Source organism: Acinetobacter sp. CIP 101966 (assembly GCF_000369725.1).
GTDB classification, from domain to species: Bacteria; Pseudomonadota; Gammaproteobacteria; order Pseudomonadales; family Moraxellaceae; genus Acinetobacter; species Acinetobacter lwoffii_Q.
Genome location: NZ_KB850160.1, coordinates 289578 through 302748 on the forward strand (window position 1 = coordinate 289578; position 13171 = coordinate 302748).

At 42.7% G+C, this 13171-nt stretch carries 10 protein-coding genes and 1 pseudogene; all 11 read left to right on the forward strand.

Translation table 11 applies throughout. The annotated features are described in order from the left end of the window. The first annotated feature begins 261 nt into the window (after positions 1-261). The 11 genes and pseudogenes from F891_RS07355 to F891_RS07410 all read left to right on the forward strand — a co-directional run bounded on the left by F891_RS07355 (position 262) and on the right by F891_RS07410 (position 13166). Complete coding sequence (locus F891_RS07355; RefSeq protein WP_005262980.1) at positions 262-1317, forward strand: aromatic ring-hydroxylating oxygenase subunit alpha; 1056 nt, start codon at positions 262-264, stop codon at positions 1315-1317. A 117-nt stretch (positions 1318-1434) separates the two neighbouring features. Next, a complete protein-coding gene (locus F891_RS07360) occupies positions 1435-1890 on the forward strand; it encodes a helix-turn-helix domain-containing protein (RefSeq protein ID WP_004647755.1) in 456 nt (151 codons plus the stop codon). Positions 1891-1906: 16 nt separating this feature from the next. Continuing rightward, positions 1907-2446, forward strand: coding sequence for an IS630 family transposase (locus F891_RS07365; RefSeq protein ID WP_225554437.1), 540 nt, complete (start codon positions 1907-1909; stop codon positions 2444-2446). A gap of 664 nt (positions 2447-3110) precedes the next feature. After that, entirely contained in the window at positions 3111-4211 is a 1101-nt protein-coding gene (locus F891_RS07370) for a BMP family ABC transporter substrate-binding protein (RefSeq protein ID WP_005100402.1), read from the forward strand. Positions 4212-4330: 119 nt separating this feature from the next. Then, complete coding sequence (locus F891_RS07375) at positions 4331-5932, forward strand: ABC transporter ATP-binding protein (protein ID WP_004729773.1); 1602 nt, start codon at positions 4331-4333, stop codon at positions 5930-5932. Between the two features lie 41 nt (positions 5933-5973). Next, positions 5974-7071 carry an ABC transporter permease gene (locus F891_RS07380; RefSeq protein WP_004280247.1) on the forward strand — a complete coding sequence of 366 codons (1098 nt, stop codon included), beginning with the start codon at positions 5974-5976 and terminating at the stop codon, positions 7069-7071. Between the two features lie 33 nt (positions 7072-7104). Next, positions 7105-8025, forward strand: a complete 921-nt coding sequence (locus F891_RS07385) for an ABC transporter permease (protein ID WP_004280246.1) — start codon at positions 7105-7107, stop codon at positions 8023-8025. Between the two features lie 43 nt (positions 8026-8068). Continuing rightward, positions 8069-9442, forward strand: a complete 1374-nt coding sequence (locus F891_RS07390; RefSeq protein ID WP_005262984.1) for an amidohydrolase family protein — start codon at positions 8069-8071, stop codon at positions 9440-9442. Positions 9443-9630: 188 nt separating this feature from the next. After that, positions 9631-10702: pseudogene (locus F891_RS07395) on the forward strand (DUF4010 domain-containing protein); the annotation flags it as partial. 105 nt (positions 10703-10807) lie between these two features. After that, complete coding sequence (locus tag F891_RS07405) at positions 10808-12493, forward strand: phosphoethanolamine transferase (protein ID WP_005262987.1); 1686 nt, start codon at positions 10808-10810, stop codon at positions 12491-12493. A gap of 1 nt (position 12494) precedes the next feature. Then, positions 12495-13166: a response regulator transcription factor gene (locus F891_RS07410; RefSeq protein ID WP_005100414.1), complete on the forward strand. Its 672-nt coding sequence runs from the start codon at positions 12495-12497 to the stop codon at positions 13164-13166. Positions 13167-13171 lie beyond the last annotated feature (5 nt).

The following is a 13171-nucleotide window of genomic DNA, read 5'->3' on the forward strand; positions in this document are numbered from 1 at the left end:
TACCACCGTTTATTTATATCAATATTTGAGATAAACGTGTTTATGCGAGTTTTATGCCAAAGAAGGTAGCTTTAATCGGCAAGTACATTTGTACATGGTTGATGTGTTCTAATTTTAAGAATGAATAGTACGAATCATTCTAATAGACAGAATAACAATAAATTCAGTAATTTCAATTAGAAGCGAAGCCAAAATTGCACAGTTCTGCACTGTTCAAGGCCTGTAAAAAGAGACCATCCATAGTAAGAATATAGGTTTGATATGAACGCAATTCCAGTCATCAATTTATTCAACAAACCCTGCTATAGCCAGTTTGATGATCAGGACTGGGACATTCTGGCTCGTCACTGGTATCCGGTGGCACGGATTCAGGACGTTTCTACCCAACCGCAACAAGTGACCCTGCTTGATGTCAAACTGGCATTGTACAAAACAGAAAGTGGCGATATTCATCTGGTCCGTGATATTTGTCCACACCGGGGTGTACCCTTAACCAAAGGCTGGGTTTCGGGTGAAAACCTGGTCTGTCCTTATCATGGTCTACACTACAATGGCCAGGGTAAATGTATCAAAATTCCTGCACAACCCGAGCTGACCAACATTTCTGAGCGTTTTTCTCTGACTAAATTTCCAGTGGTGGAAAAATATGGCTTGATCTGGACCAGTATTTTTGGCCGTGACGAAGCAAAAGCCAATTTCCCTGTTTTAGATACCTGGGAGATGCCAGATCATCAGGCAATTTTACCGCCGTTTGTGGATATTGCCGGCTCAAGTGGCCGTCAACTGGAAGGCTTTATTGATGTTGCACATTTTGCCTGGGTTCATCAGGGTTCTTTCGCAGATCCTGAAAATCAGGTTGTACCCAAATACACGACAGCACGTACAGATTACGGCCTGCATACCGAATATGTTAGCAGTGTCAGCAACTATCCACATGGTATGCAAGATCTGGCACCGGAAGGCTTTTTGTGGAAACGTGTATTTGATGTCTATCCACCGTTTTCTGCGGTGCTAACCGTACATTTCCCAGAACAGGGACAATTAAAAATTCTCAATGCCTGTTGTCCGGTCTCGCACAATAAAACCCGTTTATTTGTACCACTGACACGCAACTTCGATACCACAGGAGATTTACAGGCGGTATATGACTTCAATGCACAAATTTTTGCCGAAGATCAGGACATGGTAGAAAGCCAAAAACCTGAAGAATTACCGCTCGATATTTCTATGGAAGCGCATTTTGAAGCAGATCGCTCTTCAACGACCTATCGTCGAATCTTAGCCGAGTGGGGATTAAGTAAACGTTATGTGGTCTAATATATTTTAAAATTAAAAAATATAGATTAAATTTTAAATAAAAACCCTATATTTTAATAAGTTGACAAAAATAACTAATGATGCGAAAAGGTTTTTTTAGTTAACAGATGTTCACACATGCCTAGAATTGTTTCTGTACCACTTAGTTTAGAACAGCGAGAACGACTCATTTTTCTGGTCAAGCATGCAAAACATTGGCGTGAAAGGCAACGTGCCCAAACTATTCTCTGGCTTTCCGAAGGTAAAAGTGTTGCGGAAGTTGCCACTCTACAAGAACGTATCCCAGAAACCATAAGGCTACAACGCCGACGTTGGGAATTGTATGAGTTTGAATCGATTAAAGAAGGTCATCGCTCAGGTCGACCCAATACATTGATCTCAGACTATCAGGCGAAAATCCTAGATTGGGTCAATACAAGTCCACTCAATGCAGAACAAATCCGAGTCAAACTACATGAAGAATACGAAGTGTCCGTGTCTGTTGAAACCATTCGTAAGTTTTTACGGGATTCAGGTATGGTCTTCAAGCGTACCCGTCATAGCTTGAAAAAAAAGAGATCCGATTGCATTTGAACAAGCAACACAGCAGATTGAAGAATTACGAGAGCAAGCGGCACGTGGTGAAATTATATTAGGTTATGTTGATGAAACAGGATTTTCATCTACACCTGATAACCGCTATGCGTGGACAAAGATAGGTGATGTTCATGCGGTTGATGCAATAAGATTAAAACGAGTTAATGTCATGGGGTGTTTGCTTTCAACGGGGAAACTGGTGACTAGTTGTTTACAAGAGTCAGTGACAAGCACTTGGTTTTATGCCTATTTAACTGGAATAGCTCAACAAGTAAAACAGACGTATAACCTTCCATTGGTTCTTATTGTTGATAATGCCTCGATTCATAGAAGTAAAAAGATGGCTGATTACAGAGAGCTACTTAAAACTAACTTTTCGACGAATCTGTATTTTATTCCAGCTTATAGCCCTGAGTTAAATCGAATCGAGATGGTATGGAAGCAGATGAAATATTATTGGCGAGATTTTCAAGTCATGACAGCTGACAAAATAGAGCAATGGGTGGAGAAAGTATCAAACCAATTCGGAAAAGAATACATGTTTACTTTTTAATGACAACTTATAGTAGTTTTTATTTATATTATTTTTAAATAATTAAAATATTATTTATACTCCCTTATTCTTTGATTAAAACTGATTAATATTGTTAAAATTTAGAAATTAAAATAAATCAATCTAGGCAAGCTGCGATTAGCGAGTTACAACTTCGTTCAATGAGGAGAGAAAAGAATAAGATCTGTAGAACATCACCCTTTTGGTATATTACAAGCTAAATCGAATTATCAAAAAAAATTAATTTTTTAATATTAATAACTTATATTAAAAAATTCTATTCCCTCAATAAACCTTAATACATGGTTCTATCATCTACATTTATCTTTGCTCATGAAAAATATGAAGCTCCAATTAAAAAAGGAATGCACAAATTTAAAGCGTTTTATTTTATTGCACTACTAATAAGCAATAATAAAAATAAATCATTTTATTAAATTAAATTTTATATCAACTACAAGCTTAGTATTTATTGCTTTAATACCATTACTTTTTAATTAAATCATAAAAACAAAAATATCTTATTTTAAAACCCTATTTCTATTATTTTTATAAAAACTGGAATGCTTATTGCTAATTATATCTTGAACAGACTGAGCACATTTGCGTGAAGTCATTTTAAAGCATGTGTTGCATGACACAGAACAACCAAGAGCAGAATAGAATGAAAGAAAAAAATAGCTTGAAAACCGGATTGAAAAAATTGGTAGGGGTATTAATGGCAAGTGGTGTAATGGGCATGGCCGCTGTCGCCAATGTTCAGGCCCAAGATAAAGCCGCATTTGTTTATATTGGCCCAACCAGCGACCATGGCTGGACCTATTCTCACGATCAGGGCCGGATTAAGGCTGAAAAAACCCTCGCAGGAAAATATAAAACCTCTTATATCGAAAATGTCCCTGAAACAGCAGATGCCGAACGTGTGATCCGTAACCTGGCACAACAAGGCAATAAAGTCATTTTTGCAACCTCGTTCGGTTATATGAATGCGATGGAAAAAGTATCCAAGCAATTTCCAAATACAGTATTTATGCATGCAACCGGTTATAAGCAGGGGAAAAATTTAGGAGTGTATGATGTCCGTACCTATGAAGGCGCTTATATGCTGGGTGTGGTCGCAGGGCAAAAAACCAAAAATAATGTTTTGGGTGTAGTTGCGTCTTTTCCGATTCCTGAAGTCATCCGTAATATCAATGCCTATACCCTCGGTGCACAAAGTGTAAATCCAAAAATTAAAACCAAAGTCATTTGGGTGAATTCATGGTTTAACCCGGGCAAAGAACGTGATGCAGCCTTGGCATTGATTGCTCAAGGTGCAGATGTGCTGATGCAAAATACCGATTCTCCGGCAGTGGTACAGGCGGCTGAACAAAAAGGTGTCTTTGCTTTTGGCTGGGACTCTGACATGAGCAAATTTGGCCCTAAAGCGCATCTTGCCGCATCGGTTTTACATTGGGAAAAAATCTACACTCCAGTAATGACGCAAGTCAGCAATAAAACCTGGAAACCCAGTGCAATGTGGTATGGCGTGAAACAAAAAGCAGTCGATATTGAAAGCTTTGGTCCTTCCGTGTCGGCAGCCTCTAAAGCAAAAGCGCTCAGCGTACGTGATGGCATTTTAAAAGGCACACTGCATCCATTTACCGGCCCGATTCATAAACAGGATGGTACATTGGTCTTGGCAAAAGGCAAGCGCCTAGATGATGCGGCACTAAGTAAAATGAATTACTACGTGAAGGGCGTAGAGGGTTCATTACCGAAATAAAGCTTTGCCATTTTGCAATTAAAAATCTTTAAACACTTTGATGTACTTTTCTGCATCCATTTGCATGCCTGACAACCATCGATGGATGCTGAATTGCTACGGCATGGAATAGGGCACTGATGATGACCTCTCAACACGATAGATCTGCTCATGCGCAAGAGTTGAATGCACGTTCTTCTTCAGGTGTACCGCGTTTACAGCTCATCAATATCTGTAAAAGTTACAATTCATTGAAAGCGAATGACCAGATACATTTAACCGTTCAACCCGGACAGATTCACGCCATCTTGGGTGAAAATGGCGCCGGAAAAAGTACCCTGATGAAAATCATTTATGGGGCAACCCAGGCCAATCAGGGACAAATGCTCTGGAACGGTAAAGAAGTCAAAATTGACAATCCGTCGATGGCGAGAAAACTGGGTATTGGCATGGTCTATCAGCATTTCTCTTTATTTGAAACCTTGACCGTGGTGGAAAATATTTTGCTGGGACTGGATGAAAAGATTCATTTAAAAGTCCTGAGCCAAAAAATTATTGAAGTTTCAGAACAATATGGTTTACCCATTGATCCACGCCGCGAAGTACATTCTTTATCGGTAGGTGAGCGGCAACGTGTCGAAATTATTCGCTGCCTTTTGCAAAATCCCGCTTTAATCATTTTAGATGAACCGACTTCAGTATTGACACCACAAGCGGTACGGCAACTGTTTAAAACTTTACGGTTATTGGCCTCCCAAGGCGTTTCAATTTTATATATCAGTCATAAATTACACGAGATCAAAGAACTCTGTGATGAAGCGACCATCTTACGCAATGGCCGTGTCACCGGAAATGTTAATCCCAAAGACAACAGTACCAGTGATTTAGCACGCTTAATGATTGGCCGTGATTTACCGACCTATGTACGCCCTGAATATACAGGTGAAAAACAGATATTATTCCAGGTTGAGAATCTCAATTACCAGTCCGACGACCCATTTGGTGTGTCGCTGAAAAATATCAATTTAAATATTTTTGCCGGTGAAATTGTAGGAATTGCCGGGATTTCTGGCAATGGGCAAGCAGAATTACTGTCTTTATTGTCGGGTGAAAATAGCCTGAAACATGGCCGGATGGTTCTGGATCAAATCGATATTTCCCGATTCAGTTCTGGACAACGGCGTGATTTGGGCCTGGGCTTTGTCCCTGAAGAACGTCTGGGCCGAGGAGCAGTCCCGAACATGACACTGTCCCAGAATGCCTTGCTGACCGCATTTCGGCAGAACCTGACGCAATGGGGATTAATCAAGTTTGCACAATGTAAGCTTTTTGCCGAGCACTGTATTGAAAAATTCGGGGTGAAAGCCAGTGGCCCAGAGGCAGAAGCACGTTCCTTGTCCGGTGGAAATCTACAAAAATTTATTGTCGGCCGGGAAATTTTGCAAAACCCGAAATTCCTGATTGTGGCTCAACCGACCTGGGGCGTTGATGTGGGCGCGTCCATGTTTATCCGGCAAACCCTGATCGATCTCTCTCGACAAGGTGTTGCCATTTTGGTGATTTCAGAAGAATTAGAAGAGCTGTTTGAAATCAGTGATCGTCTCTGTGTCTTGGCCAATGGTGAACTATCTCCAGCGATACCTACTCATGAAACCAATACTGAAAATGTTGGAATCTTGATGTCAGGCATTCCAGGCCATGACACTGCCATCATAGTAGAGGAGCAGCAAGCTCATGCTTAATATAACAAAAAAACAAATATACAGGTTGAGAGGAGAGCGACATGCATTTACTGGAACCGCGTGAACATCCCTCTCAAATCATGAAGTGGCTTTCACCGCTCATTGCGCTGCTAGCCATGCTGATTGTCGGTAGTATTCTGTTTTTAATGTTGGGGATTAATCCCGCGCAAGCCATGTACATCTTCTTTATTGAACCGCTGACATCGTCTTATGGTTGGAGTGAACTGGCAGTCAAAGCCGGACCTCTGATTCTGATTGCCTTGGGGCTGACGGTCGGATTTCGAGCCAAATTATTCAATATCGGTGCTGAAGGTCAGCTCACCATGGGCGCGATTTTTGGCGGTGGTATTGCGATTTTATTTCATGATCACATCGGCTGGTGGATTCTCCCGTTAATGATCGTTATGGGCGCACTTGGTGGGGCACTCTGGGGTGCAATTCCTGCCTTACTGAAAACCCATTTTAATGCTGAAGAAACCCTGACCACCCTGATGATGAATTATGTCGCAGTATGTGTGTTGCTATACCTGGTCAATGGTCCCTGGCGTGATCCGGAAGGGATGAACTTCCCTCAATCGGTGGTTTTTAGTGAGAGTGCGACGCTGCCATTTATTGTAGAAGGCACACGCATTAATACCTCTATTTTTGTCACTTTTTTTGCAGTCCTTCTGTTCTGGGTTTTTATGCGTAAAAGTCTGACGGCCTATAAACTGGAAGTCAGCGGTCAGGCACCTTTAGCTGCCAAATACGCAGGTTTTTCTTCCTCCAAAGCTATCTGGATGAGTCTGGTGATTTCCGGAATGATGGCAGGTATTGCCGGAATCTGTGAAGTGGCTGGACCTATTGGTCAGCTGAATCCGAACCTGTCCCCAGGTTATGGCTATGCAGCGATTATCGTGGCCTATCTAGGGCGTTTAAACCCAATCGGTATTGTGCTGTCAGGCTGTTTTATGGCGCTGATTTATCTGGGCGGTGAAATGGCACAAATGCAGCTACAGCTTCCGGTCGCGATTACCGGTATTTTCCAGGGGCTGCTGTTGTTTTTCCTGCTGGCTTCCGATGCATTAATTGAAAACCGTTACCGGTTTAGCAAAAAAATGGCGTCACCGGTCCCTCAGCCCACAGCAACTACCCTTTAACCCAATGTTGTCTACAGCAAAAGGAAGCATGATATGGCTTTAGAAATAACTGCAATTCTTGCAGGTACTGTTGCAGCAGCAACACCACTGATTTTCGCAGGTCTGGGGGAATTGGTCACACAGCGGACAGGTGTGATTAATCTTGGAGTAGAAGGGATGATGCTGGTCGGTGCAATTGCAGGTTTTGCTTTTGCTGCGCAATATGATGCCAGTGTATTAAGTGCCTTATTGATGGGTGGTCTGGCAGGCATGCTGATGGCCCTGATTTTTGCCTTTTTTACCTTGTCTTTAAGTACCAATCAATCCGCGTGCGGTTTGGCTTTAACCATTTTTGGACTCGGTATCTCTGCATTTTTGGGACAGAACTACGTCAGTATGGCTTTACCGGGTCTGGCTAATTTTAATATTCCACTATTAGCGGATATTCCAGTATTGGGTCCGATTTTGTTCCAGCAAAACTATGTGGTGTATTTGTCGATTTTGGCATTTTTTGCCGTTTGGCTGGTGCTGGCCAAAACCCGTTTGGGCTTATTGCTTAAAGCAGTTGGAGAATCACCGGAAAGTGCGCACGCCATGGGTTATCACGTGTTGGCGATTCGTTATGGCGCAGTACTATTTGGCGGTTTGATGGCAGGAGTTGGCGGAGCATTTCTATCAACCGTCTATACCCCGATGTGGATTGAAAATATGGTCGCAGGCCGCGGCTGGATTGCCATTGCACTGGTAGTATTTGCGGTGTGGAAACCAACACGTTTAATGCTCGGCGCTTACCTGTTTGGGGGCGTAACCATTTTGCAATTTCACGCCCAGGCGCTTGGAATCAAGGTTCCGAACGAGCTGCTTGCCGCATTGCCCTATATAGCCACCATTGTGGTACTGGTCATGATTTCACGGAATAAAAAAGTACTCAAAATGAATTTGCCATCTTCTTTAGGCAAAACCTTCGTGCCATAACCGCAGCCATTCATCATAAATAGAATAGATTTGAGTATAAATCATGAAAATTTTAACAGCTTCCTATGTCCTTACCATGAATGCGCAGAATGAATGTATTAAAAATGGCGCGATACTGATTGAGGGCGACCAAATAAAAGCAGTGGGTACATTGGCACAGTTAACTCAATGCTATCCAGAGGTGCTCATTGAAGATTACCCACAAAAGATCCTGATGCCGGGCTTGATCAATACCCATTGTCATTCCGGTTTATTGCATGGTACGGCTGAAGGATTACCGGTTTGGGATTGGTTACAGCAGTATATTGACCCGATGCACCGGGTGTTGACACCAGAGGATGCGAAAATCGCCTCCTATTTATGTTATGCCGAGGCACTATTGTCGGGAACGACCACCATCGTTGATATGTGGCGTTATATGGACGGAAGTGCTGAAGCTGCGCAAGCATTGGGAATTCGTGCCGTTCTCGTACCCTATGTCGCAGAGCATCCGGATCACAATTATTTTGAAACCTTAAAAAGTAATGAGGCTTTAATCAACCGTTGGCATCAGCAGGCGAATGGACGTATTCAGGTTTGGGTAGGTTTAGAGCACCTGTTTTATGCTGAAGCTTCAGCATTAAGCCGTATTGAGAAACTTTGTCAGGATTATCAAACCGGTTTTCATACTCATAGCAATGAAAGCCAATTTGATGTACAGGAAAACCTGCGCCGTTCAGGTATTCGCCCAATTGAGAGTCTGCAAAAACTGGGCTTGCTAGATCTGCCTAAAACTTTGTTGGCACATTGCGTCTGGACAGATGCAAATGAAATTCAGATTTTAAGGCGACATGCGGTAGGGGTTGCGCACAATCCTATTTCCAACATGAAGTTGGCTTCCGGTGCAGCGCCTGTCGTTGAAATGCTACGTCAAGGCGTTGCGGTGGGTTTGGGTACTGACGGAGAAAAAGAAAACAATAACCTGGATCTATTTGAAGAAATGAAAACGGCATCATTGCTGGCCAAATTTTCTTCGCTGGATGCGGCCGCCCTGGATGCCTGGTCAGTCTGTCAAATGGCTACGATTACAGGAGCTAAAGCCTTGGGTATGCAAGATGAAATTGGTTCATTGGAAGTCGGCAAACAGGCCGACCTGATTGCGGTGAAACTGGATACACCGCGGATGATGCCGTTGATTGATCATAGAAAATTATTTAATTTGCATACCAATTTAGTCCATGCAGTTCAAGGCCAAGATGTCGTGATGACGATGGTGGCGGGACAGACTGTGGTTAAAAATGGCCGTTTGATCAATGCCGATTTACACGCTCTAATTGATCAAGTGAATCAGGCGGCGCCACGCTTGTTTGAACGTCGTGATCAGTGGTTTGCAAAGCAGGGGCAAACGGTGAATGAATTACAGCGGGAAGAATTTTAAGATTTACGTGGGGGTTGAGGTTATTCATTGATAGTGGGGTGACCTCAGACGCCTTTCTAACGAATGATTTAAATGAAATTAAACAGAGTGAATAGACTGATATTTTCTAATCTTTAGATGAGTTTCATTCACTTCTAAATTGCATCTAATAAGCTATAAAACCATTCTTTGAATTTACCCCTTTGCATCTCTATATTGGGGTGATAGGAGCTGTAGCGGTCAGCCTGTTCTGTGTGTATAGCCTGTTTCAACAAAAACAAGATATTGGATCTACCACTGAACTGGCTTTTTTGATGACTTATATCATTGGCGCTATTTGTGTGTGGAATATCCCACTGGCTGCAGGGATGGCGGTTCTACTCACGATTATCCTGATGGGCAAACAGACATTGCATCAATTTGCCGGAAAAACGATCCAAAGCTATGAGTTAAGAGATGGCTTACTTTTATTGGCTTTGATATTGATTGCGTTGCCGGTCATGCCCAATAAGCCCTTGTGGGGCGCCGTACTGAATCCCTATATCATCCTTAAACTACTCATTTTAATCTTGATTGTGCAGTCCATGGCACATGTGGCAAAACGAATCCTATCCAATGATAAGGCTCTCATTTTATCTGCCTTAGCCTCGGGATTTGTCTCCAGTACGGCCACGATTGCCAGTTTGGGCATGCAAGTCCGATCCGGGCGGGCCAGTGCAAAATTAAATGCAGGCGCCGGATTGATCTCCTGTATTGCCACCTTATTACAGCTCTTGCTGATTGTTCTGGGAGTGAGCGTAGAGTGGTTCAAGTTCCTGCTGATTCCGAGTTTGGTGGGGGATCGGAATTTTATGTATTGCAGCCGGATTCTTGATTTATCGAACTCCCCAAGCGGACAACAGTACGACCATCAATGAAATACAAGAAATTGATAGCCGAATGTTCAGTATCAAAGAAGCGGTGATTATTGCGGTCAGTTTGACCTTAATCCAGGCTGGGATTTACGGCGCGAATCTTTTACTGGGAGATAGCGGCTTAATCTTAGGTACTTTTTTAGCCTCTTTATTTGAAGTGCATGCTGCTGTAGCAGGTGTAGTGATACAGGGAAATCCTCATAACCTGACTTTAATTTATGCTGTCATGATTGGACTTGCGGCACATGCGGTGTCTAAAAGTATCAATTCTTTTGTGACTGGGGGATGGAAGTTTTTTCTGTATTTTGCGCCTAGCCAAATTCTACATATGTTAGGACTTATCTTTATTCTTCTGAGTTTGAAATAAAAGGGAGCTGGTTTGCATATATTATAAAATGATCCAGTCATTTTAAGCCATTTTTAAGTTTCAGATTCTAGGCTAAAGCATCTTAAAGTCTTTGAGCCACGGATCATGCTGAAGCTGTTTTCCCATTCGTCTTTTTTTAGTCAGCGACCTAAAAAGTCGATTAGTCTTTCAGGCTTCAATATGTTGCTCGCTATTTGGCTAGGACTGATCTTAAACTTTGCTTTCTATCAGAAAATTCATGAATTTACGCCTTATGCCAATCTGAAAGCAGGTCTGTTACTGGCCGCCACGGCATTGATCATCATTGCCTTTTACAACTTGGTATTACAGTGGCTGAACTGGAAATGGAACGCCAAAATACTGGCCAGTGTCCTGATCATTCTGGGTGGTTTTAGTGCTTATTTTGTCAATAGTCTGGGGGTCGTTATTACGCCTGACCAGATCCAGAATATGCTGCAAACTGATGCCCGTGAAGTCCGTGATCTTTGGTCAATGCGACTGATCATCTGGACACTGGGATTTGTAATATTTCCACTCGGCATCGTCTGGATGCTTCAAATTCAGCCTACATCGACTGGGCATCAGCTGGTGCATAAAAGCCTGAGCAGTGTAGTCTCACTCGGACTGATTCTAGGTTTATTGTTCTGCTTCTATGTCGACTATGCAGCCATCTTCAGAGAGCACCGTGATCTGAAGGGAATGCTTTCTCCACAAAATAGCATCGCGTCCACCTTATCCTATTATAAAAAGAAAGCACCTAAAGCGAATTTACCTTTGGTGGCTTTTGGCGAAGATGCTCATCTGTTACAGCAGGCCCAAATGCAGGAGCATCCTAAATTAATGGTGCTAGTTGTTGGAGAAACTGCACGTGCCGAGAGTTTTGCTTTAAATGGCTATGCGCGCAATACCAATCCTGAACTGAGCAAGTTAGCGGTGATTAATTTTAGTCAAGTCAGTTCCTGTGGCACAGCAACTGCCGTTTCAGTCCCGTGTATGTTTTCGGGCATGTCACGTGAAACCTATGATGAACAGCTCGCCAGCCACCGAGAAGGTTTGCTGGATATTGCCCAGCGCGCCGGATATCAGGTGACCTGGATTGATAATAACTCAGGCTGTAAAGGTGCCTGTGACCGGGTACAAAAGTATCAGATTCCGGCACAACTGAAACAGAAGTGGTGTGATGCTGGTGGTGAATGTTTTGATGAAATTCTGGTAGATAGCCTGAAAGATTATCTGGCGCATCTGGATAAAAATAACCCGAAACCGCAGTTAATTGTACTGCATCAGATGGGCAGTCATGGGCCGGCATATTTCAAGCGTTCCAAAGCGCCGTATCAGCCATTTCAGCCGACCTGTAATAGCAATGCCATTCAGGGCTGTAGTACAGAAGAATTAAAAAATAGCTATGATAATTCGATTGTATATACAGACCATGTCCTTGCTCAAATCATTGAAACTTTAAAGCAGCAGACTCAATATCAGACCGGTTTCTGGTACCTGTCTGATCATGGAGAATCCACCGGAGAGCATGGTTTATACCTGCATGGTGCTCCTTATAGCATGGCGCCCACTCAGCAAACCCATGTCCCGATGCTGATGTGGTTCTCCGATGCCTGGAAGCAGCAGAATATCCAGCAGATCAGCTGTCTCAAAGGACAGACCAACCAAGCCCGTAGTCAGGATCATCTTTTCCCCAGCTTATTAAGCTTGCTGGATATAAAAACGCAAGTGATTGAAGCTAAAAATGATATGCTTGCACAATGCTCACCATTATTAAAGAACAGAGCTTGAAATGCATAAAATACTAATTATTGAAGACGACTTTATGATTGCCGAGTCGACTGAAACATTGCTCAAGCTGCATCAGTTTGATGTGCATTGGGTCAATAATGGGATTGAGGGTTTAAAACAGTTACAGCAGCAGGTCTACGATATTGTCCTGCTCGATTTAGGCTTGCCGATGATGGATGGCATGCTGGTGCTAAAAAATATCCGGCAGAAGTTTCCGAATTTACCGGTGCTGATTATCTCCGCCCGGGATCAGTTACAAAACCGGGTAGATGGGCTGAATCAGGGAGCAGATGACTATTTAATCAAGCCTTATGAATTTGACGAGTTGCTGGCCCGTATTCATGCCTTAATACGCCGTAGTGGTTTAAAAAATACCGGGATAGATACGAATAAGAAATTATCACACGGGAGTTTGGAACTAGATCTAGAGCAGCATATCGCTCTGTTTAATGGACAGGCTATAGAATTATCCAACCGGGAATGGTCCATCTTAATGGCCATGTTAAATCATCCGAATAAAATTTTTTCTAAAAATGATTTAGAAGACAAGCTTTATGACTTTGACAGTGATGTCAGCAGTAATACGGTGGAAGTCTATATCCATCATCTGCGGGCAAAATTAGGAAAAGACTTCATCCGTACCATACGTGGGCTAGGATATCGTTTAGGATGAGCGCC

Bases quoted from the DNA above. Each gene is read 5' to 3' on its own strand.
- F891_RS07355 (WP_005262980.1), top strand. From the start codon at position 262: ATGAACGCAATTCCAGTCATCAATTTATTCAACAAACCCTGCTATAGC.
- F891_RS07360 (WP_004647755.1), top strand. From the start codon at position 1,435: ATGCCTAGAATTGTTTCTGTACCACTTAGTTTAGAACAGCGAGAACGA.
- F891_RS07370 (WP_005100402.1), top strand. From the start codon at position 3,111: ATGAAAGAAAAAAATAGCTTGAAAACCGGATTGAAAAAATTGGTAGGG.
- F891_RS07375 (WP_004729773.1), top strand. From the start codon at position 4,331: ATGATGACCTCTCAACACGATAGATCTGCTCATGCGCAAGAGTTGAAT.
- F891_RS07380 (WP_004280247.1), top strand. From the start codon at position 5,974: ATGCATTTACTGGAACCGCGTGAACATCCCTCTCAAATCATGAAGTGG.
- F891_RS07385 (WP_004280246.1), top strand. From the start codon at position 7,105: ATGGCTTTAGAAATAACTGCAATTCTTGCAGGTACTGTTGCAGCAGCA.
- F891_RS07390 (WP_005262984.1), top strand. From the start codon at position 8,069: ATGAAAATTTTAACAGCTTCCTATGTCCTTACCATGAATGCGCAGAAT.
- F891_RS07405 (WP_005262987.1), top strand. From the start codon at position 10,808: ATGCTGAAGCTGTTTTCCCATTCGTCTTTTTTTAGTCAGCGACCTAAA.
- F891_RS07410 (WP_005100414.1), top strand. From the start codon at position 12,495: ATGCATAAAATACTAATTATTGAAGACGACTTTATGATTGCCGAGTCG.